This is a genomic window from Paenirhodobacter populi, from assembly GCF_004022215.1.
Lineage (GTDB): Bacteria > Pseudomonadota > Alphaproteobacteria > Rhodobacterales > Rhodobacteraceae > Rhodobacter > Rhodobacter populi.
Genome location: NZ_SAUZ01000030.1, coordinates 17847 through 44260, shown reverse-complemented (window position 1 = coordinate 44260; position 26414 = coordinate 17847). Strand labels below are relative to the sequence as shown.

Here is a 26414-nt window from a genome sequence, read left to right as displayed (position 1 = left end):
AGCCAGACCATCAGCGAGCCCCGGCGCTTCAGGGCTGCATTGTAACTCGACCAGTTCGTGGTCCGGAAATCAGCGACAGGCTTGCTCATGGCGCCAACCTAACCCGCTGACTCACAAACATGAATCCGTAATCCGACGGGGTAGTGAAACAAAGCCGGGCTGGGAGTGTCAATCCTGACGGCTGTCTGTGCGGGAATCCGCCTTGACGGGCGCTGCTCCGCCGAGGTGGAGTCCGGTCTTGCCAATGTCCGCGTTTGCGCATTCAGATGCCGATGATCCGAGGAAAGTCCATGACCCAACGCAAACGCCCGGCCCCCGCGCCGGAGGAGGGCCGTGCCCCGCGCCCGGTCGAGATCTGCGCCGCGCTGGCGACCGGCGGCCTGCTGACATTCATGCTGTTCAGCAACAGCACGATGGCCGCTTATACGACGCCGCTTTTCTCGTCGCTGGTGGCGCATGGGGTGGGGACCGTCGCCGCCGCGGTTGCGCTGGTTCTGATTGGGGCCCTCTGGCGGCCCGGAGCCTCGTCCAAGGGTGTGCGCGCGCCGCTCTGGGCCTATCTGGGCGGCGTGTCCGGGGCGCTGACGGTCATGCTGACCTCGATGACGGCGAATTCTCCGCTCGCGCTGACGGGGACACTGGCGCTTGGCCTTGTCGGGCAGGTGGTGCTGGCGCTGGTCTTCGACCGCTTCGGGGTGATGGGGCTGCGGCGCATGCCCACGCGCAACGATCTGATGTCTTTGGGCCTGATCGTGGCGGGAACGCTGCTGATCATCTTTTCGCGGGGGTAGGGGATGGCAACGGTTGTCCTGCTGGCCTTTGTCGCCGGCATGCTGGTGACGCTTTCGCGGCAGATCAACGGGCGGCTGGCGGCGGCGACCTCGGCGCTGACCTCGTCGTTCTGGAACCATGCCGTGGGTCTGGGGGTGCTGGTGGCCTATACGCTCGTCGCCGGGCGGTTCTGGCCCGAGGGAGCCGCCGCCGCGCCCTGGTATGCCTGGGCCGGAGGCATCGCCGGCGTGGTCTTTGTTGCCGGTGGCAGCTGGGTGATCCATCGTCTGGGGGCGGCGCTGACCAGCGGTCTTCTGGTCGCCGGACAGATGCTGTCGGGCGTGATGATGGACCTGATCCGCGGGACCGAGGGCAGCGGCCCGATGCGGTTCGCCGGTGTGGCGCTGATCCTTCTGGGCGTGTGGATGAGCCGGCGGGGCGGATCCCGGCGGGAATGACCCGGCGGCGGAGGCGATCGCGCCTTTCGCCGCGGATTTCCGGTGATAGGCTGGGCCGGGCAGGCCGTCCCCCAAGGCCCCCGGAACCATGACCGTGAAAGAGACCGACCCATGACCCCGCTGATCCCCGCCAAAGACAAACTGCGCCTGTGCTTTGCCCATGCCGCCTTCGACATGAAACCGATCTTCGACGGCTTCGGCCGGGGGATCGAGACGGTTCAGGTCTTCAACCGGGACGATCTGCTGGCCTGCCTGCCCGAAGTCGATGTGCTGGTGATCTCGGCCCTGTGGAAGAACGACCTGCTGCCCGTCGCGGGGCGGCTGAAATACCTGCAGTCGATCAGCTCGGGGATGAACCAGTATGATCTGGCGGCCTTCCGCGACAGGGGCATCTATGTGTCGAGCGGGCAGGGGGTGAACCGGAATGCCGTGTCCGAACATGCCTTCGGGCTGATCCTGTCGCTGACCCGCCGCCTCGCGCTGGCGCGCGACAATCAGCACAAGGCATTCTGGCGCCCCGATCAGACCGATCCGATGCAGCGCGAGGATGAACTGCCGGGCAAGACCCTGCTGATCGTCGGTCTGGGCACCATCGGCGACCGCATCGCGCGTCTGGCGAAGGCTTTCGACATGAAGGTGATCGGCGTCCGCCGCGATCCCGCGCATGGCGCGGGCGCGGCGGATGAGGTCCACAGCTTCCACGACCTGAAGGTGCTGATCCCCCGGGCCGACGTGGTGGTGCTCAGCTGCCCGCTGACGGAGGAAACCCGCAACCTGATGGATGCCGGGGCGATCGGATTGCTGAAGCCCACGGCCTTTTTCATCAACGTGGCCCGCGGCGGCTGCGTCGAGGAAGAGGCGCTGATCGCGGCGCTCAAGGCCGGGCGCTTCGCCGGGGCCGGGATCGACGTGACGGCGGTCGAGCCGCTGCCCGCCGACTCGCCCCTGTGGTCGATGCCGAATGTGATCCTGACGCCCCATGCGGCGGGCGAGACGCGCAAATACGAACGGAACGTTCTGGAGATCCTGACCCGCAATCTCGACAGGCTGTGGGCGGGGGACGATGCGCTGGTGAACCGGGTGGCATAGGCCACCCGGCCCCAGTCCGGCGCGGACTCAGTCCAGCGCGGTTTCAGTCCAGCGCCGCCGGGCCAAGCTCGGGATACAGGTCCCCGGGGCCTGGATTGGCGGGATCGGTCGCACCGCCGAAGTGATGCAGGATCCCCCAGACGGCGTTGAGCGCGGTCTGCACCGCGCCTTCGACCCAGGCGGGGGTCCAGCTTATCCCGTCGCCGGCAAGGAAGATGCCCCTTTGTCCGGGCGGCAGGGCGTCTTGCATGAAATGGCCATACATCCGGTGGTTGTAGCGGTAATGCCCCGGCAGCGCGCCCTTGAAGGCGCCAAGGAAATTCTCGTCCGTTTCCCAGCTGACGCAGATCGGATTGCCGCGGATATGGCCGGCGATGTCGACGCCCGGATAGATATGGCCAAGCGCCGCCAGCGCCAGATCCACGCGCTTTTCGGCGTCATGCGGCAGCACCTTCAGCGCATCGGTCATCCACGAATAGGACAGGCAGATCACCCCCGGCCGGTCCGGCCCGTTGTCGAAGAAATAGGTGCCGCGCGTGATCCGGTCGGTCAGCGTCATCGACAGCAGCGGCCGCCCCGTCGCCGGATCGATATCGTTCCAGAACGGACGATCCACCATGACGAAGGTCTTGGCCGCCTGCATGTAGCGCGTGCGGTCGAGCGCCATCCACAGCTTCTGGTCGAACAGATCCTCGTCTGTGGCGATCGAGGTGGTCAGCAGGTGGCTCTGGCAGGTCACCAGAACCGCGTCATACAGATCGGTGCGGCCCCATGTGTCGGTCACCGCGATCCGGCCCGAGGCGTCGCGCCCGATCCGCGCCACGCGCGAGCGCGTCGCCCCGCCGTTCAGGTCGGCCAGCGTCGTGCGCCCCCAATGCGCGCAATCCGCCGGATGCCGCCACAGCCGGTGCAGGACGTTTTCCACCCCGCCCTTGATATACCGCTGATTGTCGTCGAGCCCGCACAGGTTCACCCGCAGGATTTCCAGCATCGAATTCGGAAAGTCGCTGTCCCAGCCGCCGGTGCCGAAGCCGACCTGACCGAAGACCTCGCGGTGGCGGAAGCTCAGCGCGCGGAAGGCTTCGGAGGAGGTGATGAAGTCGTAGAAGGTCCGCTCGTCCCATGCGGGCACGAGCCGGTCCCAGATCGCCTTGACCGCCTTGGCGTCGCGCGCCCGCATCGCCGCTTGAAGGTCGGAAAACCGCGCGCCTTCCTCGAGCGCGGCGTCATAGGCGCGGGCGACCTCGCGATACAGTTCGGGCAGATCGTCGAGGCAGCGGGCGAACAGGCTTTCGCCTTCGAGGTCGATGACGGTCGATCCCGCTGCCTTGGTCAGCGGGTTCGGGAAGGGGGCGCTGTCGCAGCCGGTCAGATCGACGTAATGCCAGAAGCCGCGGGAAGACACCGGGAACCGCATCCCACCCAGTTCGGCGATGATATCCTCGGTGCCCTCGAAGACCTCCGACCGCAGCCGCCCGCCGAATTTGGCCGATTCATACAGCACCGGGCGCAGGCCGAGTTTCATCAGCTCGTGCCCGGCGATCACCCCGGCGGCGCCTGCGCCGATCACCGCCACCTCGGCCCCGTGCCGTCTGGCCGGGATCGCGCCCAACCCCGCCGGATGGCTGATCCAGTCGTCATAGGCGAAGGGGAAATCGGGTCCGAAGGCGGAAAGGTCGGTCATCTGTGGTCCAGTCGTTGAGCGCCCCGGCGAAGGCCGGATCGGATGGACCCAAGCGCGAAACGCGGTCCTGCGCAAGCCTTGGCCTGTTTGGGCGGCGCGGCTGCGTCCTTCTGTCCGGTCCGATCGGTTGCATTGGTTAAGGAATGATGAAATCATGACGTCACTGTTTCAGGGGATGATGCATGGCGAAAGACAGGAAATCCCGGGACGGCGAGGACAAGAAGAACACCTCGCTGCGGCTGGAGGCGAAGACGCTGAAGGCCCTGAAGCTCCGCGCGATCGAGGATGACACCAGCGTGCAGAAGATCATCGAGACCCTCGTCGAGGATTACCTGCGCAAAGCCCGAAAGAAGGACTGATGTCTGATACCGAAGCCACGCGCTATCATTTGCCGACCGGTGCGGCGGGCCTGCTGACGGATGGGGATATGGGCGGGCTGCGGCCCGTCGTGACGCTGGCCGAAGCCGTTCCCTTCACCGTTCTGGACTGTTTCGACCAGAGCCTGCGGGAGGCGGGGCTGCTGCTCTTCGCCGCGCGGGACCGGCTTGACCTGCTGCTGCCGGACGGGCGGGATCTGTCCCAGACCGGCGCGGCGGGCTTTGTCGGCGACCTGCCCGAAGGGCCGGTGCGCGACGTGCTGGCCGGGATCGTCTCGCCGCTGCGGCACCTGCTGCCGGTCGGCTCGGGCGAGCTGCGCGAGGGCACGCTCGCGCTGCTGGATGACGAGGGCAAGACACAGGCCCGCGCGCTTTTACATCTGTTCGCCGGCACCGGCGGAGCGGATGTGCTGCTGGCCACCCCGCGCGGCCTGCGCGGCTATGATGCGGCGCTGATCCGGCTGCGCGAAAGGCTCATCGCCTGCGGTGGCGCGGCGGTCGAGGGCGATGCGCTCTACCGCGCGCTGTTTCCGGATTTTCCGCTCTACACCAACAAACCGGCGCTGCGGATCGCACCCGACGAAACCGCGTTCCAGACCGCCCGTGCGATCATCGCCAGCCTGATCCCGGTCCTGCGCGCGAACGAGCCGGGGATCATCGCCGATCTCGACACCGAATTCCTGCATGACTACCGCGTCGCGCTGCGCAAGATCCGCTCGGTTCTCAGCCTGTTCCGCGGCGTCTTCGACCCTGACCAGACCATGCGGCTGAAGACGCGGGTCTCGGCGCTGATGACGCCCACCGGGCGGCTGCGCGATCTGGACGTCTACCTGCTGGAACGCGAACAGATCGAGGATCTGCTGCCCGAGGGCCTGTCCGGCGGGCTGGATGCGATGTTCGACCTGTTCGCCGCCGAACGCGCCACCGCGCAGGCCCGGCTGGCGAAACATCTGCAAAGCGGCCGCTATGCGCGGGAAATCGAGGCGCTGCGCAAGATCTTCTCGGGTGGCAAGGCGCTGCGGCGGGGCGCGCATGCCGATATTCCCTCGCACGATCTGGCCTGCAAGCTGATCTGGAAACGCTACCGCAAGATCTGTCGGATGGCCTCGGACATCGGGCCGGATACGGCGGATACCGAGATCCACCAGCTCCGTATCCATTGCAAGAAGCTGCGCTACCTGATGGAATTCTTCGGCCCGGCCTTTCCGGCAGATGCCTTCGCGCCGCTGCTTAAATCACTGAAAAAGCTTCAGGATTCTCTCGGCCTGTTCAACGATTATTCGGTCCAGCAGGCCAGCCTGCGCGCCTTCGTCTCGGATCTCGGCGATCACCAGCCGCATGGGATCGCGATCGCGCAGAGCGTCGGTGCCCTGATCGCCGTGCTGCACCGGCGGCAGATCGAGGAACGTGACCGCATCATCGGGAGTTTCGAGACATTCAGCAGCCCGCAGGTGCGGCGGGCATTCCACGACCTGTTCCACCGGGAGGATGCCCCGTCATGAAAATCATCGCCTGCTATTCCAACAAGGGCGGCGTGGGCAAGACCGCGACCTCGGTCAACCTCGCCTATGCGCTGGCGGCGCGGGGGAAGCGCGTCTTGCTGTGCGACCTCGATCCGCAAGGCGCCTCGGGGTTCTATTTCCGGGTGAAGCCCTCGAAAAAACTGACCGAGGCGGATTTCTTCGAGGATGTCGAGAAATTCACCAAGGCGATCCGGGGCAGCGATTACGACAACCTCGACATCCTGCCCGCGAACATGACGTTTCGGGATTTCGACGTGTTCCTGTCGCGGATGCGCAACAGCCGCTCGCGGCTGAAAAAGGCGCTGAAGGCGGTGAAGGGCGATTACGACGTGATCGTGCTCGATTGCCCGCCGAACATCTCGACGCTGTCGGAAAACGTGTTCCGCGCGGCGGATGCGGTGCTGGTGCCGGTGATCCCCACCACGCTGTCGCAGCGGACCTTTGAGCAACTGCTGGATTTCTTCCACGACCACGACCTGCCGGTGAAAAAGCTGCACGGGTTCTTTTCCATGGTGCAGGGGGTCAAGACCCTGCATGGCGAAACGATGGAGGCCCTGCGTTCCGCCCATCCCAAGCGGTTCCTGACGGCGCAGGTGCCCTTCGCCTCGGATATCGAGCGGATGGGCGTGCATCGCGCCCCGGTCATGGCGACGGCGCCGGGCAGCGCCGCGAGCCATGCCTATCAGGCGCTTTGCGACGAATTCATGGCGCGGGTGGAGGAATGACCGTGCCGCTGGAAATCGAACGCAAATTTCTGGTGAACACGGCTCCGCCGCTTGGCAAACTGAAGGCCGTGCCGGTGCGGCAGGGCTATCTGACCTCGGCCGGGGATACGGTGGAAATCCGCGTCCGGCAGATGGGCGCGGCGTGGTTCCTGACGCTGAAATCCGGCGGCACGCTTTCCCGCGCGGAATATGAGGTGCCGATCGACCGCGCCCAGTTCGACACGCTCTGGCCCGCGACCGAGGGGCGGCGGATCGAGAAGACCCGCCATACAGGGCGGCTCGACAGCGGCGAGCTGTTCGAGCTGGACCTGTTCGCGGGCGCCCATGCCGGGCTGATGCTGGTCGAGGTCGAATTTCCCTCGACCGCCGCCGCGCAGGGCTTCGTGCCGCCCGACTGGTTCGGGGCGGATGTCACCAGCGACGGGCGCTACAAGAACAAGGCGCTGGCGGGCTGATCACCAGCTCCGCAATGGCCGCAGCAGCGAGGTCTTCTTCGCCATGTGTTCGTTCATGCGGCCCAGAAGCTGGTCGAGTTCCTGCATCGCCTCGAACAGATACGGCCCCTTGTTCAGCATCACGCATTCGGCGCGGGCGGCCATCGCCGCATCGGTCATTTCCCCGCGCGAGGGCGTGCCGGTCTTGAGATAGCTTTCCAGAACCTGCGTCGCCCAGATCACGGGGATCTGCGCCGCCTCGCACAGCCACAGGATTTCCTCCTGCATCTCGGCCAGACGGGCAAAGCCGATCTCGACCGCCAGATCCCCGCGCGCGATCATGATCGCGGTGGGCTGGCGCCCGGCGGCGCGCACCAGCATGTCGGGCAGGTTGCGCACGGCGCGTGAGGTCTCGATCTTCAGCACGAGGCCAAGAGCCTGCCAGTCGTCCGGGCGCTCGGCGGCCAGCGCCTCTTGCAGCGCCTCGACATCCGCGACGCTCTGCACGAAGGAAAATTCCACCGCATCGGCATGGCGCGCGACAAAGCGCAGCGCGGCGCGGTCGTCTTCGGTCAGGGCGGGGGTGTCGAAATCGGTTTCGGGGAAGTTGATGCCCTTTTCGGGCTTCAGCTTGTAGCCCTTTTCCGGGCAGGTGCCGACCTCCACCACGATGCCCCAGTCTTCGCGGCGCGCGACCCGGGTGCCCAGCTTGCCGTCGTCGAGGAAGATGCGCTGCCCGACCCCGGCCGCCTCCAGCGCCTCGGGCAGGGTGCATTCGATCGCGGCCAGCGATTTCGGCGCCTCGTTGAGCCGGCCGGGCAGGGTGATCGCCAGTTCGTCCCCCGCCGCGACGCGCTTGAGCCCCTTGCGGTCGCGCGGCGCGCCCGTGCGGATCTTCGGCCCGGCAAGGTCCATGAAGATCTTCATCCGCTGGCCGGTCGCTTCGGCCGCGGCCTCGACATGGGCGATCATCTTTTCCCACGCGGCCTCGTCGTCATGGGCGCAGTTGATGCGCACGGCCTCGGCCCCGAGTTCGGCAAGCCGCAGCAGGAAGCCCGCATCCTCCGCCGCCGTCGAGGGCAGCGTCACCAGCAGCCGCACCGGCCCATGCGGCGACAGCGGCCCGAAAATCGCGTCGCTCCGCGCGGCGATGCGCGCCTCGCCCGCAAAGAAATCCGCGGCGGGAACGGGGGTGAAGGCATCATGCCCCGCCGCCGCCCGCAACAGGTGCCGGATCGACTCGATCGCTGGCATCACCCGGCTTTCGGCCCGGCCAAGCGACGACAGCCCGAAGCGCATCAACTGCCGTTGCAGCGGCCGGATGTCGTGGCGGCGCAGCGCCAGATACTGGCCGAAGTTCTGCGCGCTCGGCGCGAAATCGTCGCGTTGGATCCAGTCCTGCCAGCGCCGCGTGGCGGCCTCGGCGCCCGCCGTCACCTCGGCGCGCAGGGTTTCGATGTCGTGCAGCAGCGTCTCGATATCCGGTTCGGCCATGATCGCCTCCTTCTCCTGCCCCGCAGATATCGCCACCGGATGACAGCCGCGTGACCGTGGGGTGTCGGGATACTGTCTTCCCTCCCTTGCCCCAACGTCCATCGGCTGCCAAGGTTGCCGGGTTATCTTGCGACCGGAGGAAATATGACCCAAGCGACCCATCCCGCCGCCGTGTCAGAGGATCCTGTCGCAGACCCCCATGCCCGTCCCGCCGAAGAGGTGCTGGCGGATCTGTCCTCCTCCCCGCAGGGGTTGACGGGCGACGAGGCCGCGCAGCGGCTGGCGCGCTTCGGTCCCAACGCCCTGCCCGAGGGACGGCGCAGGCATCCGGTGATGCGGTTCCTCTCGCAATTCAACAATGCGCTGATCTATTTCATGCTGGCCGGCGCGCTGGCGGCCGGGGTTCTGGGCCATGCGGTCGACGCGGGGGTGATCCTTGCGGTGGTGCTGGTCAATGCGATCGTCGGCTTCTTGCAGGAGGGCAAGGCCGAGGATGCGCTGGCCGCGATCCGCAACATGATCGCGCCGAAGGCCAGCGTGCTGCGCGACGGCGAACGGATCTCGGTCCCGATGGCGGATCTGGTGCCGGGCGATGTCGTGCTGATCGAGGCGGGCGACCGCGTGCCCGCCGACCTGCGTCTGATCCACGCGCGCAGCCTGCTGATCGATGAGGCGATCCTGACCGGCGAATCCGTCGCCAGTTCCAAGATGACGGCGCCCGTCGCCGCCGATGCGGCGCTTGGCGACCGCAAGCCGATGGCCTTTTCCGGCACGCTGGTCGCGGCGGGGCAGGGCGCGGGTGTCGTCGTCGCGACCGGGCTGCACACGCAGATCGGCCAGATCAGCCGGATGCTGGGCGAGGTCGAGGAACTGACCACCCCCCTCCTGCGGCAGGTCAACAGCTTTGGCAAGCGCTTCACGCAGGTGGCCTTCGTCGGGGCGGCGGTGCTGTTCGCCTTTGCCGTGACGCTGCGGGGGTTCGCATGGGACGATGCGCTGACCGCCGTCGTCGCGCTGGCCGTCGGGCTGGTGCCCGAGGGGCTGCCCGCCGTCATCACCATCACGCTCGCCATCGGGGTGCAGCGCATGGCCGCGCGGAACGCGGTGATCCGCCACCTGCCGGCGGTGGAAACGCTTGGCGCCACCTCGGTCATCTGCTCGGACAAGACCGGGACGCTGACCCGCAACGAAATGACCGTGCGCCGGGTGATGACCTCGGGCGGGCTGCTGACGGTCGAGGGCGCGGGCTATGATCCCGGCCCGCATCAGGTTGCGGCCGATGGCCCCGCTGGAACGCTGATCCGGGCGGCGCTGCTGTGCAACGACGCCCGGCTGCGCCCGGACGGCGGGCACTGGCTGGTCGAGGGCGACCCGATGGAAGGGGCGCTGGTGACGCTGGCGATGAAGGCCGGACTGGTGCCCGAGGCGGAGCGCGCCGCATGGCCCCGGCTCGACCAGATCCCTTTCGACGCGACATGGCGCTTCATGGCGACGCTGCACAGGCTGCCCTCGGGCGAGGCTGTCGTGCTGCTCAAGGGCGCGCCGGAACGCCTGCTGGAAATGTGCGACCGGCAGGAGGGGCTTGCAGGCGCGGAGCCGCTCGACCCGGCGTATTGGGAGGCGCAGATCGCCGATGCCGCGGCCGAGGGCGAACGGGTGCTCGGCTATGCCATGCGCCGGATGCCCGGCGATGCGACCTCGGTCGATTTCCCGGATGTGGCCGGGGGCCTCGTGTTCCTCGGCCTCACCGGCTTCATCGATCCGCCGCGGTCTGAGGCGATCCGCGCCATCGCCGAATGCCATTCCGCCGGGATCGGGGTGCGGATGATCACCGGCGACCATGCCGCGACCGCCGCCGCCATCGCCCGGCAACTGGGGCTGGCAAAGGACCCGCATGTGCTGACCGGACAGGATCTGGACGCGCTCGCCCCCGAAGCGTTCCGCGCCGCCGTGCGCGAAACGCAGGTCTTCGCCCGCACCAGCCCGGAACACAAGCTGCGCATCGTGCAGGCCCTTCAGGCCGACGGGCTGATCGTCGCCATGACCGGGGACGGGGTGAACGACGCGCCCTCGCTCAAACAGGCGGATGTGGGGATCGCCATGGGCATCAAGGGCACCGAGGCCGCCAAGGAAGCCGCGCAGATGGTGCTGATGGACGACAATTTCGCCTCGATCGTCGCGGCGGTGCAGGAAGGCCGCACCGTCTACGACAATATCCGCAAGGTCGTGTCCTGGACCCTGCCGACGAACGGCGGCGAGGCGCTGACCGTGATCCTGGCCATCCTTGTCGGATTTTCCATGCCGATGACGCCGGTGCAGATCCTGTGGATCAACCTGATCCTCGCGGCGACGCTCGGCCTCGTGCTGGCGTTCGAGCCGACCGAGCCCGGCGTCATGCGCCGCCCGCCGCGCCACCCAGATGCGGGGCTGCTGTCGCGGTTCCTCGTCTGGCGGATCTTCTTCGTCTCGGTCCTGTTCATGGCGCTGTCGCTGGGGCTTTTCTTCTGGGCGCTCGGGCAGGGGCGCGATCTGGACACGGCGCGGACGATGGTGGTCAACCTGATCGTGGTGCTGGAGATCTTTTACCTGTTCAACGTGCGCTACCTGCACATGAGTTCGTTCACCCTGACCGGGGTGAAGGGCACCGGGCCGGTTCTGGGCGCGGTGGGGATCGTGGTGGTGGCGCAGATCGCCTTCACCTACCTGCCGGTGATGAACGGGCTTTTCGGTTCGCGCCCGCTGACCCTGCTGGACGGGGTGGTGATCGTGGCGATCGGCCTCGTCTCGCTCGTGGTGCTGGAGGTGGAGAAGCATTTCCTCCGCGACCGGTTCGATTGAGGGGAAGCCGGTCTTGCCAGCACCCGCCCGGTTCTGTCACATATCGCGGATGCGTGACCGCGCCCCCTTCCGCCGCTTCGGGCTGATGCTTCTGGCCCTGCTCGCCCTCGCCTTCGCGACGGGCGCGCGCGCCGCGCCGGATCCGGCCGAGCTGCGGATGGAGGCCTATCTGCTGTCGGGTGGCTCCGTCGCCGACCTCTGCGCGCAGGACGGGTCGGACCCCGCCCATGCGGCAAGCTGTTCGCTGTGCCATCTGATCGCATCCGGCACGCTGCCGGACGGGGGACCGTCGCTCGTGGCCGTCGAACTGCACGTGTTGGCGACGGTCCTGCTGCCGCAACTGCGACGCGCCGCGATGCGCCTGCGCGATCCGGCGACGCCGCCAACCGGCCCGCCCGCGACCTGAAGAGAAATTCACCCTCTTCCCGCGCCATCCGGCGCCTCTTTCAGGTTATTCCCATGTCCCATATCTCTGATCTGCCCCGCAGCGCGGCGGCAACCGGCGGCGCGCTGCGCCCCTTCCTGCTGCGCCTGCATTTCTACATCGGCCTGTTCGTCGGCCCCTTTCTGTTCATCGCCGCGCTGACCGGGCTGCTTTACGTCCTGACCCCGCAGATCGAGGAAAGGATCTACGCCGAGGCCCTGTTCACCGACAGCACCGGCCCCGTACACAGCCTGACCGAGCAGGCTGAAGCGGCACGCGCTCATCTGGACCGGGACCTGAACGTTTCGGCCATCCGCCCGGCCCCTGCGCCGGGGCAGACCACACGCATCCTGTTCTCCGATCCCACGCTCGGCCCGTCCGAGAACCGGACGGTCTTCGTCGATCCCGTGACGCTGGCGATCCGCGGCGACATGACCACCTATGGCACCAGCGGCATCCTGCCGTTTCGGATCACGCTGGACTATCTGCACCGCAACCTGCTTCTGGGCGACTGGGGGCGGTATTACAGCGAACTGGCGGCCTCATGGCTCTGGGTCGTGGTGCTGGGGGGCGTCGCGCTCTGGGCCACGGGGCCGAAACGTCGCCGGCCGCTGCGCAGGATGCCCCCGGCGCAGCGCCGCCACTGGATCCATGCGACGGTGGGGGTGACGGCGGGGATTGCGCTCCTGTTCCTGTCGGTCACCGGGCTGACATGGTCGCAGGCCGCGGGCGCGCGGATCGACGGGCTACGCAATGTCCTCGGCTGGACGACGCCCTCGGTCAGCCTGTCGCTGAGCGGCGAGACGGCCGAGCACCATCACCACGCCCCAGATCTGGCGACGCGCGAGGATCGTCTGAACCAGCTCGACGCCGTGGCAGCCGCCGCCCGCGCGGGCGGTATCGATTCGCCTTTCATGGAGATCCGCCTGCCCAAGCCCGGTCAGGCCTGGATGGTGCGCGAATACGACCGGAGCTGGCCCACACAGGTCGATACCCTGGCCCTGGCGCCGGATACGCTGGAGATCACCGACCGCGCCGATTTCGCCACCTTCACCCTGATCCCCAAACTGATCCGCTGGGGGATCGACGCCCATATCGGCATCCTGTTCGGCCTGCCCAACCAGATCCTGATGGCGCTGGTGGCGGCGGCGCTGATGGTCACGATCGGCTACGGCTATGCGATGTGGTGGAGGCGCCGCCCCGCCGTCACCCAACCGCTGAGCGCGGTCTGGCTGCGGCTGTCGGTGCCGGCACGAGTCTGCTCCGTCACACTCGCCGCCGCCTTCGGCTGGGCGCTGCCGATGCTGGGGCTGAGCCTCATCATCTTCCTCGCCATCGACATGGCGCGATGGTCCGCCGCGCGCAGCCGTTCATAGGATGCTCCAACATCCTCCATGACCATCTGTTGTCCTTCATTCTTCCATAAATATCCCGGGGGTGAATTTGCGCATCAGCGCAAAGAGGGGGCAGCGCCCCCTTTCTCCCTCACACAGATGCGCAAACGTCGGATCGATTCGGGAGCGCCATCACACGACCCGAAGGTATCGCCCTCCGGAATCATTGGGCCGAGCCTGTATGAAAACTCGGTTCCGGCGACACAGAGGAGAACGTTGTTCCCTTCGACAGCCTATAGGTCCACCTAGGCGCGCGTTATCTGCGTCACTCCGCCACTTCTGGCGAGTTTTCTTCCAAGTCATTGTCATAAAGACGAGTTTTGACAGACCCTCGGCCTTCCGCCTGCGTTCGTGCGGACCAAAGGATACCCTTGGCATATACCGAAAATGCACATGGCCGCCCCTGTCAGGAGGCGGCCATGACTCTTTGACAACCGGCCGGGAACGGTGCCCGACCGGATCCGCGCCGTGCCGGATCAGCCGGCGGGCAGAAGCTTCTGCTTCGGCCCGGAAATCCGCGGCTTTCCGGGTTCCTCGACATCGAGCGTGATCTTGTCGTCCTTGACGCCGATCCGCACGGTGCCGCCCTTGGTCAGCTTGCCGAACAGCAGTTCCTCGGCCAGCGGCTTCTTGACATGTTCCTGGATCACGCGGCCAAGCGGACGCGCGCCCATCTTGTCGTCGTAGCCCTTTTCGGCCAGCCAGTTGGCGGCTTCCGGCGCCAGCTCGATATGGACGTTGCGGTCGATCAGCTGGGCTTCCAGTTGCAGCACGAACTTGTCCACCACCTGCAGGATCACCTCGCGCGGCAGCGGCGCGAAGCTGACGATCGCGTCCAGACGGTTGCGGAACTCGGGCGTGAAGATCCGCTCGATCGCGGCCGTATCCTCGCCCTCGCGCCGGTCGCGGCCAAAGCCGATCGCGGCCTTCTGCATGTCCGACGCCCCGGCGTTCGAGGTCATGATCAGGATCACGTTGCGGAAATCCACCTGCCGGCCGTTATGGTCGGTCAGCTTGCCGTGGTCCATCACCTGCAACAGGATGTTGTAGACATCCGGATGCGCCTTCTCGATCTCGTCCAGCAGCAGCACGCAATGCGGATGCTGGTCCACGCCATCGGTCAACATGCCGCCCTGGTCAAAGCCGACATAGCCCGGAGGCGCCCCGATCAGGCGGCTGACGGCGTGCTTCTCCATATACTCCGACATGTCGAAGCGCAGCAGCTCGACGCCGAGCGAGCGGGCAAGCTGGTTCGCCACCTCGGTCTTGCCGACACCCGTGGGACCGGCGAAGAGGTAGTTGCCGATCGGCTTTTCGGGATCGCGCAGCCCGGCCCGGGACAGCTTGATCGCCGAGGACAGCTCTTCGATCGCCTTGTCCTGACCGAAGACCACGCGCTTGAGCGACTTTTCCAGATCGCGCAGCACTTCGGCATCGTCCTTCGACACGTTCTTCGGCGGGATACGGGCGATCTTGGCCACGACGGCCTCGATCTCCTTTTCCCCCAGCGTCTTGCGCCGCTTGGACGGAGCCAGCAGATGCTGCGCCGCGCCGGCTTCGTCGATCACGTCGATCGCCTTGTCGGGCAGCTTGCGGTCGTTGATGTAGCGCGAGGACAGTTCCACCGCCGCCTTGATCGCGTCATTGGTGTAACGCAGATCGTGATGTTTTTCGAAATAGGGCTTCAGCCCCATCAGGATCTTGACGCTGTCGGCGACCGAAGGCTCGTTCACGTCGATCTTCTGGAACCGGCGCGACAGGGCGCGGTCCTTTTCGAAATGCTGGCGATATTCGCGGTAGGTGGTCGAGCCCATGCAGCGCAGCTTGCCGCCGGCGAGCGCCGGTTTCAGCAGGTTCGAGGCATCCATCGCCCCGCCCGAGGTCGCCCCCGCGCCGATGACGGTATGGATCTCGTCGATGAACAGGATCGCGTCGGGATGATCCTCCAGTTCCTTCACCACGGCCTTCAGCCGTTCCTCGAAATCGCCGCGGTAGCGGGTGCCCGCCAGCAGCGCGCCCATGTCGAGGCTGAAGATCGTCGCCTTGGACAGGATCTCGGGCGTCTGGCCGCGCACGATCTTCAGCGCGAGGCCCTCGGCGATGGCGGTCTTGCCCACGCCCGGATCACCCACCAGAAGCGGGTTGTTCTTGCGGCGGCGGCAAAGCACCTGGATGCAGCGTTCAACCTCTTCCTCGCGTCCGATCAGCGGGTCGATGTCGCCCTTCTGCGATTTCTGGTTCAGGTTGACGCAATATTTTGCCAAAGCGGATTCCTTCGATTCCCCCTGCGTGGCCTGCTCCTGCTGTTTCTGTTCCTCTTCCGCGCCGACGACGGGGCGCGGTTCGCCGAAGGCCGGGTCCTTCGCCACGCCATGAGCGATGAAATTCACCGCATCATAGCGCGTCATGTCCTGTTCCTGCAGGAAGAACGCGGCATTGCTTTCGCGTTCGGCAAAGATCGCGACAAGGACGTTCGCCCCCGTCACCTCGGTCCGGCCCGAGCTTTGCACATGGATCGCCGCGCGCTGGATCACCCGCTGGAAGGCGGCGGTGGGCACGGCTTCGGATCCCTCGACCTCGGTGATCAGGGTCGAAAGATCGTCGTCGATGAATTCCGTCAGGGTCTGGCGCAATTCATCCAAGTTCACTCCGCAGGCACGCATGACGCGACTGGCGTCCGGCTCGTCAATCAATGCGAGCAACAGGTGTTCGAGCGTCGCCAGTTCATGTTTGCGGGCATTTGCAAGCGCAAGCGCCCCATGAATGGCTTGTTCGAGCGTGGTCGAGAACGACGGCATCTGATGCTCCTTTCTTCGGCGCGGGGCCTCCGGCCGATCATGGCCTCATGACGATTAAAGTTTGGTGGATTTCGTTTTGCTTCAAGTGCTGCATGCGCAAAAACCGTTCACATCTGACATTTCGCTTAAAAATTCGCCGGATATTGCGGCGTTTACGTCGGTCATGGGGCAGGTCTCGCGGCGGCGGGGGTTCCGGCCTCGGCGGCGATCTCCGCGGGTGCGTGCGACAGCAGCAACGCCACAAGGTCGGTGCGCGAGACGATTCCCACCAGATGGCCGGCCCGCGTCACGGGGATGGCGCGGGCGCGATGGTCGGACAGCCTCTGCAGCAGATCGGACACCGGATCCTCGGGCGAGACGGGGGTGATCCCGTGGCCCATCAGGCTGCGGGCCTCGGGTTCCGGGGGCGCGGCGCGCAGGCCCAGACCGGGGCGTCGCGCGGCCGCCAGCTCGCGCGCGAGACGCGCCATCGCCGGGCGTTCGTCGACGAGGCCGAGCAGATGCCCCTCGCTGTCCGTCACCGGCAGGCTTTTCACCCCGAGCGCCACCAGCTTGCGCACGATCTCGGTCAGCGGGGTCTCGGGGGCGATGGTTGCGGGCGCGGGGGTCATGATGTCGCCGACCCGCGTGCCGATCAGCAGGGCATGGGCGGCGCGGCTTTGCGCGGCGTCGATCATGCGGCCCAGATCCGCCGCGCCGATGTTGGCCGACTGGTCGAAATCGACCAGCAGCGACGCCAGTTCCGCATCGGTCAGGCGCTGACGCGGACGGTGCAGCGGCCCCTCGCGGGTCGGAATCACCGGACGGGCGGGGTAATGTATGCCGAACGTGCGGTTCCACACGATCGCCAGAACGATCAGCGCCAGCGTCACGATGCCGACGGGAAACAGCACGAAATCATAGCCCACGGGGCGGCCGGCCTCGACTTCCAGCGCGCAGAACAGCGCCATTCCGGCGGCCGGCGGGTGCAGGGCGCGCACGGCCAGCATCGCGGCGATCGCCAGCGTGACGGCGATTCCGTCGGCATAGGGTGCGGGCACCACCTTCAGCACCGTGATTGCCACCCCGGTCGAGACCACCATCCCCACCAGCGCCGACCAAGGCTGCGCCAGCGGCGAATTCGGCAGCACGAACAGCAGCACCGACATCGCGGCGAAGCCCGATACCAGAAACAGCCCGGTTTCCCGTGCATGCGGCAACAGCCGCAGGGCGACCGCGCACAGCAGGATGGCGATCCCCGCCCCAAGCGCGGACCGCACGATGTCCACCGCGTGGCGCCGTCCCATCTGCGGTCCGAAGCGGCGCAGCACGGTGCGCCAGCCCTCCGCGGGCTGATGAAGGCTGTTGTGCATCGCCGCGCCTCAGAACCTGTCCTTGCGCGCGCGGGCCTCGGTAAAGGTCTCGAGCGCGCTCGCCCCGGGCGAAAGGCCGAGAGCCGCCTTCAGCGCCGGATCCCCGCCACGCAGGAAGGGGTTGGTCGCCAGTTCCCGTTCCAGCGTCGCGGGCAGCGTCGGTTCCCCCTTGGCGCGCAGGATCCGGACCTCCTCCATCCGGTTCAGCAGTTCGGAGTGCATCGGTTCCAGACTGAGGGCAAAGCGGCCGTTGGCCTCGGTATATTCATGGCCGGAACAGATCCGCGTCTCGGGCGGCAGCGCGGCCATGCGGGTCAGCGTGTCGAACATCTGGACGGGGGTGCCCTCGAACAGGCGTCCGCAGCCCCAGCTCATCAGGCTGTCGCCGGAAAACAGCAGGCCGGGGCCGGGGAGGTAATAGGCGATATGCCCGACCGTGTGGCCGGCGGCGTCCAGCACCTCGGCCGCATGGATGCCGACGGGGAAGCTGTCGCCCGGTTCCACGGGATCGGTCAGCGGCGGCAGCCGGTGGCTGTCGCGCCGCGCGCCCACCACCCGCGCGCCGGTGGCCTGCGACAGGGCCTCCACCCCGGCGATGTGGTCTTCGTGGTGATGGGTGATCAGGATATGGGTCAGCTTCCAGCCGCGCGCCTGCAGCGCGTCCAGCACCGGCACCGCATCCGGGACGTCGATCACCGCCGTGGTGTCGGTCGTCTCGTCATGGATCAGCCAGGCGTAATTGTCGGAAAGGCAGGGGATGATCTGCAAATCGAGGGTCATGGCGTTTCGCGGCCTTTGGTCTATGGTGGCACGAGCATCGCCGAAGGAGGACCGGCACGCAATGCACCTCGACGTGGTTGACCTGCGCAATTTCTATTACCGGACGCAACTGGGCCGCGCGGCGCAGAAGGCGATCCGCGACCGGCTGACCGGATTGTGGCCGCCGACGCAGGCGCTGAACGCCGGACTGACGGTGGCGGGATACGGTTTCGCGGTGCCGATGCTGCGGCCCTATCTGGAAAACGCGCGGCGGGTGATCGGGCTGATGCCGGCGGAGCAGGGGGTGATGCCCTGGCCCGCGGGAATGCCCAATGTCTCGCTGCTGTGCGACGAGCTGCACTGGCCGCTGGAAACCGGGATGGTCGACCGGCTGGTGGTGCTGCACGGGCTGGAGGCCTCGGACAATCCCGACCTGCTGCTTGAGGAATGCTGGCGGGTGCTCGGCCCCGGCGGGCGGGCGGTGCTGATCGTGCCGAACCGGTCGGGCCTCTGGGCCCCGCGCGAGACGACACCCTTCGGCTTCGGCCGTCCTTATACATTGTCGCAGCTCGATACGCAGGTGCGCCGGATCGGCTTCGTGCCGGAACGGCATGAGGCGGCGCTCTATATCCCGCCCTCGCATCGCCGGTTCTGGCTGCGTTCGGCGGCGATGTGGGAACGGCTCGGCGCGCGGCTGCCGGGGCTGCTGGCGGCGGGGGTGGTGCTGCTCGAGGTCTCGAAACAGGTGCAGGCGCCGCGCCGGCCGGGGATCGGCGTCAGGGTGCGCCGGCCGCTTTCCGTGCTCGACGGCGTCGCCGGCCCGGTGGCGGGGCGGATGTCGCGGCGCTGACGCAACGGCAGCCCCATCCGCCCGGCGGGAATCACCGCGCCGCCGCGCCGCGCCGCCGTTTTGGCCCGTCGCGGGGCATCGCCGCGACAGCCGCGGCAACTTGACGCAGGCTGGCGGCATCGGCGATTGTCAAGATGTGCCCTTGGCCGCAACCGGGCCGGAAAACAGGCCTTTCTCTTCACATTCTCTTGTCCAAGACGGTTGCGAGGGGGGGGGCGCTCTGTTACATGCAGGCCTGATAAATTCTGGTGCATGGCAACTATGCGCCGTCTCAAAGGGGAACCTTCGTCCGGCCCGCGCGGCTGCAGGCGGAGGCAGAACATCGGAAGGGTGGACGTGTCCGAACCAGCTTCGATTTCCGCAGCCATTGCCGGTCGCTATGCGACGGCCATTTTCGAACTTGCGCAGGAGGGGCGGGGCCTCGATGCGCTCGAAGCGGATGTGAAGGCGCTAGGCGAGGCGCTCGCCGCCTCGGCCGATCTGCGCGACCTGATCGCCTCGCCGATCTATACCCGCCCGCAGCAGGAAGCGGCGATCGAGGCGGTCGCAAAGCCGATGGGCCTGTCGCTGCCGATGCAGAACGGGCTTGCGCTGATGGCGACCAAGCGGCGGCTGTTCGTGCTGCCGCAGTTGCTGAAGCAGCTTTCGGCCCTGATCGCCGAGGCCAAGGGCGAAGTCACCGCAGACGTGACCTCGGCCGCGCCGCTTTCGGCGGAACAGCAACAGGCGTTGTCCGCCGCGCTCGCGCAGAAGAGCGGAAAGATCGTGAAACTGAATGTCGCCGTCGATGAAAGCCTCATTGGCGGCATGATTGTCAGGCTTGGATCGCAAATGATCGATACGTCGGTCCGCGCGAAACTCGCCTCCCTCCAGAACACCATGAAAGAGGTTGGATAATGGGCATCCAAGCGGCTGAGATTTCTGCTATCCTCAGGGAGCAGATCAAGAATTTCGGGCAGGATGCCCAGGTGGCCGAAGTCGGCCGCGTCCTGTCGGTGGGCGACGGCATCGCCCGCGTCTACGGGCTCGACAATGTCGAGGCCGGCGAAATGGTCGAATTCCCCGGCGGTATCCGGGGCATGGCGCTGAACCTTGAAACCGACAACGTCGGTATCGTGATCTTCGGCTCCGACCGCGACATCAAGGAAGGCGACACTGTCAAGCGCACCAAGGCGATCGTGGACGTTCCGGTCGGCCCGAAGCTCCTGGGCCGCGTCGTCGACGCGCTCGGCAACCCGATCGACGGCAAGGGCCCGGTCGAATTCGTCGAACGCCGCGTGGCCGACGTGAAGGCGCCGGGCATCATCCCGCGGAAATCGGTGCATGAACCGATGGCGACCGGCCTGAAATCGGTCGATGCGATGATCCCGATCGGCCGTGGCCAGCGCGAGCTGATCATCGGCGACCGCCAGACCGGCAAGACCGCGATCGCGCTCGACACGATCCTGAACCAGAAGTCCTACAACGAGGCCAATCCGGGCTACAAGCTGCACTGCTTCTACGTCGCCATCGGGCAGAAACGCTCGACCGTGGCGCAGCTGGTGAAGAAGCTCGAAGAAGCCGGCGCGATGGAATACACCACCGTCATCGCCGCGACCGCTTCGGACCCGGCGCCGATGCAATACCTCGCGCCCTATGCGGCGACCGCGATGGCGGAATATTTCCGCGACAACGGCCAGCACGCACTCATCATCTATGACGACCTTACCAAGCAGGCCGTGGCCTATCGCCAGATGTCGCTGCTGCTGCGTCGTCCGCCGGGACGTGAAGCCTATCCGGGCGACGTGTTCTACCTGCATTCGCGCCTGCTGGAACGTTCGGCCAAGCTGAACGAGGATTTCGGCTCGGGCTCGCTGACCGCGCTGCCGATCATCGAAACGCAGGCGGGCGACGTGTCGGCCTATATCCCGACCAACGTGATCTCGATCACCGACGGGCAGATCTTCCTCGAAACCGAGCTGTTCTATCAGGGCATCCGCCCGGCCGTGAACACCGGCCTTTCGGTGTCGCGCGTCGGTTCGTCCGCGCAGACCAATTCGATGAAGTCGGTCGCCGGCCCGGTGAAGCTGGAACTGGCGCAATACCGCGAAATGGCGGCCTTCGCGCAGTTCGGCTCGGACCTCGACGCCGCGACGCAAAAGCTGCTGAACCGCGGCGCGCGCCTGACGGAACTGATGAAGCAGCCGCAATACGCGCCGCTCACCAACGCGGAAATCGTCGCGGTGATCTTCGCCGGCACCAACGGCTTCCTCGACTCCGTTCCGGTGAAGGACGTCAACCGCTGGGAAGCGGGGCTGCTCGCCTATCTCCGGTCGAGCCGCAAGGACGTTCTCGACTGGCTCACCAGCGAAGATCCGAAGATCAAGGGTGACGCTGCAACCAAGCTGAAGTCCGCGATCGAAGAATTTTCCAAGACCTTCGCTTGACCGGCCTGAAAGGACAGGGACATGCCCAGCCTTAAGGACCTGAAAAACCGCATTGCGAGTGTCAAGAACACGCGCAAGATCACCAAGGCCATGCAGATGGTCGCGGCGGCGAAACTTCGCCGCTCGCAGGAAGCCGCCGAAGCCGCCCGGCCCTATGCCGAGCGGATGAACGCGCTGATGTCGAGCCTCGCGGCTTCGGTCGGGGGGGCGGACCATGCGCCGCCGCTGCTGGCCGGAACCGGGTCGGACAAGACCCACCTGCTGGTGGTGATGACGGCGGAACGCGGCCTCTGCGGCGGCTTTAACGCGAATATCGCGAAGCTGGCGCGCCATCGTGCCCAGGAGCTTCTGGCTCAGGGCAAGGTGGTGAAGATCCTCACCGTCGGCAAGAAGGGCCGCGACGCGCTGCGCCGCGACCTCGGCGATCATTTCGTCGGCCATATCGACCTGAGCAGCGTCAAGAAGATCGGCTACACCAACGCCCAGTCGATCGGCAAAGAGGTGCTCGCGCGCTTCAAGGCCGGCGAATTCGACGTGGCGACGATCTTCTTCTCGCGTTTCCAGAGCGTGATCAGCCAGGTGCCGACCGCACGGCAGGTCATTCCCGCCGTGTTCGAGGGCGAAGCCGCCGTCGTTCCGGCCGAGTTCGACTACGAGCCGAGCGAGGAGGACATCCTCGATCACCTGCTGCCGCGCGGCGTCTCGACGGCGATCTTCACGGGGCTTCTGGAAAACAACGCCTCGTTCTTTGGCGCGCAGATGACGGCGATGGACAACGCCACCCGCAACGCGGGCGACATGATCAACAAGCTGACGGTCGTCTACAACCGTTCGCGTCAGGCGGCGATCACCAAAGAGCTCATCGAAATCATTTCGGGCGCCGAGGCGCTCTGACGGAACCGGAGATAAACAATGGCAAGCAAAGGCAAAGTGGTCCAGATCATCGGTGCCGTCGTCGACGTGCACTTTGAAAGTGACCTGCCGGCGATCCTGAACGCCCTTGAAACCACCAACCAGGGCAAGGTGCTGGTGCTCGAAGTCGCACAGCATCTTGGCGAAAACACCGTCCGCACCATCGCGATGGACGCGACCGAGGGCCTCGTGCGCGGGGCCGAGGTCACCGACACCGGCGCGCCGATCACCGTTCCGGTGGGTCCGGCGACGCTCGGCCGTATCCTCAACGTCATCGGCGAACCCGTTGACGAAAAAGGCCCGGTCGACCGCACTGAGGTGCGCGCGATCCACCAGCCGGCCCCCGATTTCGAGGACCAGTCGACGGAATCGCAGATCCTCGTCACCGGCATCAAGGTCATCGACCTGCTGGCCCCCTACGCCAAGGGCGGCAAGATCGGCCTGTTCGGCGGCGCGGGCGTGGGCAAGACGGTTCTGATCATGGAACTGATCAACAACATCGCCAAGGTCCACTCGGGCTTCTCGGTCTTCGCCGGCGTCGGCGAGCGGACCCGTGAAGGCAACGACCTCTACGGCGAAATGATCGAATCGGGCGTCATCAACCTCGAAGACCTGTCGCAGTCCAAGGTGGCGCTGGTCTACGGCCAGATGAACGAGCCGCCCGGAGCCCGTGCGCGGATCGCGCTGACCGGCCTGACCATCGCGGAACAGTTCCGCGACACCTCGGGTTCGGACGTGCTGTTCTTCGTCGACAACATCTTCCGCTTCACGCAGGCGGGGTCCGAAGTGTCGGCGCTGCTCGGCCGTATCCCCTCGGCCGTGGGCTATCAGCCGACGCTGGCGACCGACATGGGCGCGCTGCAGGAACGCATCACCTCGACCCGCAAGGGCTCGATCACCTCGGTGCAGGCGATCTACGTTCCGGCCGACGACCTTACCGACCCGGCGCCCGCCGCGACCTTCGCCCACCTCGACGCGACGACCACGCTGTCGCGTGCGATCTCGGAACTCGGCATCTATCCGGCCGTGGACCCGCTCGACTCGACCTCGCGTCTGATGGACCCGAAGATCATCGGCGAAGAGCACTACAACGTGGCACGCTCGGTCCAGCAGATCCTGCAACGCTACAAGGCGCTTCAGGACATCATCGCCATCCTCGGGATGGACGAGCTGTCGGAAGAGGACAAGCTGACCGTGACCCGCGCGCGCAAGATCCAGCGTTTCCTGTCGCAGCCGTTCGACGTGGCGAAGGTCTTCACCGGCGCCGACGGCAAGCAGGTTCCGCTGGAAGACACGATCAAGTCGTTCAAGGCGGTTGTCGCCGGTGAATACGACCACCTGCCCGAAGCCGCCTTCTACATGGTCGGCGGGATCGACGAAGTGATCGCCAAGGCCGAAAAACTCGCCGCTGCGGCGTAAGGGGGACCTGATGGCCGATACGATGCAGTTCGACTTCGTGACGCCCGAGCGGAAACTCGTTTCCGCTCAGGTGCGCGAAGTGCGGATACCGGGCGCCGCGGGCGACCTGTCCGCGATGCCGGGCCATGCGCCGCTGATCACCTCGCTGCGTCCGGGTTTTGTCACCGTGGTCGCCGCCGACGGGGCCGAGACCGAATATGGCGTGACCGGCGGTTTCGCCGAAATCACGCCCGAGGGTGTCAACCTGCTGGTCGAGCACGGCGTGCCGCGCGCGGAACTGACGGTGGAACTGGTCGATGCCTATGTCGAGGAAGCCCGCAAGGCCCTTGACGAGGCGCCGCCGAACGTGGTCGACGCCGCAAGCAAGCTGTTGTCCGATATGGAAGCCATGGGCACCCGTATCAACGGCTGAAGCGGATCGCAGAAATCGGAAAGCCCCGGCCTCGCCGGGGCTTTTTCATGTTCGGCCGACGGCATCGGTTCCCCGGAAAACCGGCTGCCTCACGCGCTTTTCATCGCGCAGGCGGGCTCTCGCCGCTCGTCCTCCGCCGTTTCGGCGGCGGGCCGCGGGGCGTTTCGCGCGATCGGGGATTGCGGTTGCCGCATCGCCGGACACGTGAAAGCGTGAGGGACCCGTCCATGAATGGACCAGTCGAAGGAGAGAACTTTGTTCAATCAGCGTTTCAGGATCGCCACCGCCGCGGCTTTCACGGCTCTTGCGGCAACCGCCGCGTCGGCTCAGGTAGCCGCGACCGCCGATGAAGTCGACGATGTCGTTGCGGCGGCCAGAAACCAGCTGGCCGTCCTGGAGTATTGTCAGGCGCAGGGGCATATCGACGGCAAGGCGATCGAGGTGCAGAACCAGCTTTCCGCCACGCTCCCGGCGGCGACGGATACCGCCAAGGTGGCGTCCGCCTATGAAAAGGGGAAGTCGGGCACGATCTCTGTCATGGGGAACGAGACGAGCCTTGCCGATGCGGCGGCGACGCGCGGCACGACGGAAGAGGCCCTTTGCCAGCAGATCGCCTCGGCGGTCGAAGAGGCGGGCACCCAGACCAACTGATGCCCGACCACCCGTGAGACGACAAGAAAACGCCGGCACGATGTGCCGGCGTTTTCGGTTTCGCAAACAAAGCGCGGATCAGGCCGGCTTGTTGTCTTCCTGCGCGTGGTGGTGCAGGTGCAGCTCGTGCCCGCCCAGAACCTTGTGCAGCTGCTCGGTGTCGAGACGTCCTTCCCAGCGGCTGACGACGACGCAGGCGACGGCATTGCCGATGAAGTTGGTCAGCGACCGGCATTCCGACATGAAGCGGTCGACGCCGAGGATCAGCGCCATCCCGGCGACCGGCACCGACGGCACGACCGACAGCGTCGCGGCCAGCGTGATGAAGCCCGCGCCGGTGATGCCCGCGGCGCCCTTGGACGACAGCATCGCCACCAGCAGCAGCAGCAGCTGTTCGCCAAGCGACAGGTCGATATTCGTCGCCTGCGCGATGAACAGCGCGGCCAGCGTCATGTAGATGTTGGTGCCGTCGAGGTTGAACGAATAGCCCGTGGGAACCACCAGACCGACGACCGGACGGTCGCAGCCCGCGCGCTCCATCTTCTGCATCAGGTTCGGCAGCGCGGATTCGGAGGACGAGGTGCCCAGAACCAGCAGCAGCTCGGCCTTCAGGTAGCGGATCAGCTTGAAGATCGAGAAGCCGTTCAGCGCGCAGACCGCGCCGAGGATGCCCAGCACGAAGATCAGCGAGGTCACGTAGAACGTGCCCACCAGCATCGCGAGGTTGATCACCGAGGCGATCCCGTATTTCCCGATGGTGAAGGCGAAGGCACCGAAGGCGCCGACCGGGGCGGCCTTCATCAGGATCGCCACCATCTTGAACATGACGGCCGAACCGGCTTCGCACAGGTTGACGAAGGGCTTGGCCTGTTCGCCGATCAGGATGCACGACACGCCCGTCAGGATCGAGACGAACAGCACCTGCAGGATGTCGCCCTGCGTCAGCGCGGACACCACCGTCGTCGGGATGATCGCCATCAAAAAGCCGGTGATCGTGGTTTCATGCGCCTTTTCGGCGTAGCTGGCGACGGCGCTGTTGTCGAGCGAGGCCGGGTCGATGTTCATGCCCGCGCCCGGCTGCACCACGTTCGCCACGATCAGCCCGACGATCAGCGCGAGGGTCGAGAAGAACAGGAAATAGCCGAAGGCCTTGCTGACGACCGAACCGACGCCCTTGAGCGAGCCCATCCCCGCGAGCCCGGTGACGATGGTCAGGAAGATCACCGGGGCGATGATCATCTTCACCAGCTTGATGAACCCGTCGCCAAGCGGTTTCATCGCCTCGCCGGTCTGCGGGAAGAAATGGCCGATCAGCGCGCCGGCGACGATCGCCAGCAGGACCCAGAAATACAGATGGCGATAGAACGGCCGATGCGGAAGATGTTCCGCCCCGTAATGTTGAATGTGCATGTGACTCCTCCAGCCCATGGAATGGCATTGCGGGGAGAATATGCTTTCGGAATTTCTTGTCGAAATATTGTTACGCAAAGCTTAACGCATTGTTTTGCAATGTATCCGGCCCATTTTGTGCGGAAAAACTGTTTCATTTTCCGCACAGTATTGCGGGGGGAGTGTGGCAAGGTATACATGTTTGCCGAACGGGCAGGGCGGATGGCGATGGCTC

Annotated in this window: 23 protein-coding genes; 17 read left to right on the top strand and 6 right to left on the bottom strand. The window is 66.1% G+C overall.

What is annotated here, in order from left to right; all coding sequences use genetic code 11:
* Window positions 1–290 precede the first annotated feature (290 nt).
* The 3 genes from D2T30_RS19675 (at window position 291) to D2T30_RS19665 (ending at window position 2318) form a co-directional block, all read left to right on the top strand.
* Window positions 291–791 (top strand): DMT family transporter, encoded by a 501-nt coding sequence (locus tag D2T30_RS19675; protein ID WP_128210242.1) that lies wholly within the window; start codon window positions 291–293, stop codon window positions 789–791.
* Between the two features lie 3 nt (window positions 792–794).
* Window positions 795–1229, top strand: coding sequence for a DMT family transporter (locus D2T30_RS19670; protein ID WP_128210241.1), 435 nt, complete (start codon window positions 795–797; stop codon window positions 1227–1229).
* Between the two features lie 111 nt (window positions 1230–1340).
* Window positions 1341–2318, top strand: coding sequence for a D-2-hydroxyacid dehydrogenase (locus tag D2T30_RS19665; RefSeq protein WP_128210240.1), 978 nt, complete (start codon window positions 1341–1343; stop codon window positions 2316–2318).
* 43 nt (window positions 2319–2361) lie between these two features.
* Here D2T30_RS19665 and D2T30_RS19660 read toward each other — a convergent pair whose 3' ends face one another.
* Entirely contained in the window at window positions 2362–4002 is a 1641-nt protein-coding gene (locus D2T30_RS19660) for a flavin monoamine oxidase family protein (protein ID WP_128210239.1), read from the bottom strand.
* A 182-nt stretch (window positions 4003–4184) separates the two neighbouring features.
* Here D2T30_RS19660 and D2T30_RS23195 point away from each other — a divergent pair, with 182 nt between their 5' ends.
* Genes D2T30_RS23195 through D2T30_RS19645 form a run of 4 tightly spaced genes read left to right on the top strand, consistent with a single transcriptional unit; the run spans window position 4185 to window position 7082 of the window.
* Window positions 4185–4361, top strand: a complete 177-nt coding sequence (locus D2T30_RS23195; RefSeq protein ID WP_164881830.1) for a hypothetical protein — start codon at window positions 4185–4187, stop codon at window positions 4359–4361.
* Window positions 4361–5881, top strand: a complete 1521-nt coding sequence (locus D2T30_RS19655; RefSeq protein WP_128210238.1) for a CHAD domain-containing protein — start codon at window positions 4361–4363, stop codon at window positions 5879–5881. The genes D2T30_RS23195 and D2T30_RS19655 overlap by 1 nt, the downstream gene beginning before the upstream one ends.
* Window positions 5878–6627: a ParA family protein gene (locus D2T30_RS19650; protein ID WP_128210237.1), complete on the top strand. Its 750-nt coding sequence runs from the start codon at window positions 5878–5880 to the stop codon at window positions 6625–6627. The genes D2T30_RS19655 and D2T30_RS19650 overlap by 4 nt, the downstream gene beginning before the upstream one ends.
* The gene (locus tag D2T30_RS19645) at window positions 6624–7082 is read left to right on the top strand and encodes a CYTH domain-containing protein (protein WP_128210236.1); all 459 of its coding nucleotides are present in this window, start codon (window positions 6624–6626) and stop codon (window positions 7080–7082) included. The genes D2T30_RS19650 and D2T30_RS19645 overlap by 4 nt, the downstream gene beginning before the upstream one ends.
* On the opposite strand, the gene D2T30_RS19640 is transcribed toward D2T30_RS19645, so the two are convergent.
* Window positions 7083–8555 carry a pyruvate kinase gene (locus D2T30_RS19640; protein ID WP_128210235.1) on the bottom strand — a complete coding sequence of 491 codons (1473 nt, stop codon included), beginning with the start codon at window positions 8553–8555 and terminating at the stop codon, window positions 7083–7085. It abuts the gene before it with no gap.
* A gap of 144 nt (window positions 8556–8699) precedes the next feature.
* Between D2T30_RS19640 and D2T30_RS19635 the strand changes: the two genes are divergently transcribed.
* The 3 genes from D2T30_RS19635 to D2T30_RS19625 are packed head-to-tail and all read left to right on the top strand — an operon-like array spanning window position 8700 to window position 13193.
* Window positions 8700–11393: a cation-transporting P-type ATPase gene (locus D2T30_RS19635; protein WP_128210234.1), complete on the top strand. Its 2694-nt coding sequence runs from the start codon at window positions 8700–8702 to the stop codon at window positions 11391–11393.
* A gap of 49 nt (window positions 11394–11442) precedes the next feature.
* Window positions 11443–11799, top strand: coding sequence for a hypothetical protein (locus D2T30_RS19630; RefSeq protein ID WP_128210233.1), 357 nt, complete (start codon window positions 11443–11445; stop codon window positions 11797–11799).
* 53 nt (window positions 11800–11852) lie between these two features.
* Window positions 11853–13193, top strand: coding sequence for a PepSY-associated TM helix domain-containing protein (locus tag D2T30_RS19625; protein ID WP_128210232.1), 1341 nt, complete (start codon window positions 11853–11855; stop codon window positions 13191–13193).
* Between the two features lie 494 nt (window positions 13194–13687).
* Here the strand turns inward: D2T30_RS19625 and clpA are convergent, their stop codons facing one another.
* The 3 genes from clpA to gloB all read right to left on the bottom strand — a co-directional run bounded on the left by clpA (window position 13688) and on the right by gloB (window position 18141).
* Entirely contained in the window at window positions 13688–16009 is a 2322-nt protein-coding gene (gene clpA / locus D2T30_RS19620; RefSeq protein ID WP_128182585.1) for an ATP-dependent Clp protease ATP-binding subunit ClpA, read from the bottom strand.
* 161 nt (window positions 16010–16170) lie between these two features.
* Window positions 16171–17361: an HPP family protein gene (locus D2T30_RS19615; RefSeq protein ID WP_128210231.1), complete on the bottom strand. Its 1191-nt coding sequence runs from the start codon at window positions 17359–17361 to the stop codon at window positions 16171–16173.
* Window positions 17362–17370: 9 nt separating this feature from the next.
* Window positions 17371–18141: a hydroxyacylglutathione hydrolase gene (gene gloB / locus D2T30_RS19610; RefSeq protein ID WP_128210230.1), complete on the bottom strand. Its 771-nt coding sequence runs from the start codon at window positions 18139–18141 to the stop codon at window positions 17371–17373.
* Window positions 18142–18202: 61 nt separating this feature from the next.
* Between gloB and D2T30_RS19605 the strand changes: the two genes are divergently transcribed.
* The 7 genes from D2T30_RS19605 to D2T30_RS19575 all read left to right on the top strand — a co-directional run bounded on the left by D2T30_RS19605 (window position 18203) and on the right by D2T30_RS19575 (window position 24790).
* Complete coding sequence (locus D2T30_RS19605) at window positions 18203–18970, top strand: class I SAM-dependent methyltransferase (protein ID WP_128182580.1); 768 nt, start codon at window positions 18203–18205, stop codon at window positions 18968–18970.
* A gap of 330 nt (window positions 18971–19300) precedes the next feature.
* Window positions 19301–19867, top strand: a complete 567-nt coding sequence (locus D2T30_RS19600) for a F0F1 ATP synthase subunit delta (protein ID WP_128210229.1) — start codon at window positions 19301–19303, stop codon at window positions 19865–19867.
* Window positions 19867–21396 (top strand): F0F1 ATP synthase subunit alpha, encoded by a 1530-nt coding sequence (gene atpA / locus D2T30_RS19595; RefSeq protein ID WP_128210228.1) that lies wholly within the window; start codon window positions 19867–19869, stop codon window positions 21394–21396. Before D2T30_RS19600 ends, atpA begins: the two co-directional genes overlap by 1 nt.
* 21 nt (window positions 21397–21417) lie before the next feature.
* Window positions 21418–22290: a F0F1 ATP synthase subunit gamma gene (locus D2T30_RS19590; protein ID WP_128182574.1), complete on the top strand. Its 873-nt coding sequence runs from the start codon at window positions 21418–21420 to the stop codon at window positions 22288–22290.
* Between the two features lie 18 nt (window positions 22291–22308).
* Window positions 22309–23727, top strand: a complete 1419-nt coding sequence (gene atpD, locus D2T30_RS19585) for a F0F1 ATP synthase subunit beta (RefSeq protein ID WP_128182572.1) — start codon at window positions 22309–22311, stop codon at window positions 23725–23727.
* 10 nt (window positions 23728–23737) lie between these two features.
* Complete coding sequence (locus tag D2T30_RS19580) at window positions 23738–24139, top strand: F0F1 ATP synthase subunit epsilon (RefSeq protein ID WP_128182570.1); 402 nt, start codon at window positions 23738–23740, stop codon at window positions 24137–24139.
* Between the two features lie 255 nt (window positions 24140–24394).
* Window positions 24395–24790: a pore-forming ESAT-6 family protein gene (locus tag D2T30_RS19575; protein ID WP_241565124.1), complete on the top strand. Its 396-nt coding sequence runs from the start codon at window positions 24395–24397 to the stop codon at window positions 24788–24790.
* A 78-nt stretch (window positions 24791–24868) separates the two neighbouring features.
* Here D2T30_RS19575 and D2T30_RS19570 read toward each other — a convergent pair whose 3' ends face one another.
* Window positions 24869–26200 carry a dicarboxylate/amino acid:cation symporter gene (locus D2T30_RS19570; protein WP_128210227.1) on the bottom strand — a complete coding sequence of 444 codons (1332 nt, stop codon included), beginning with the start codon at window positions 26198–26200 and terminating at the stop codon, window positions 24869–24871.
* Window positions 26201–26414: the final 214 nt, after the last annotated feature.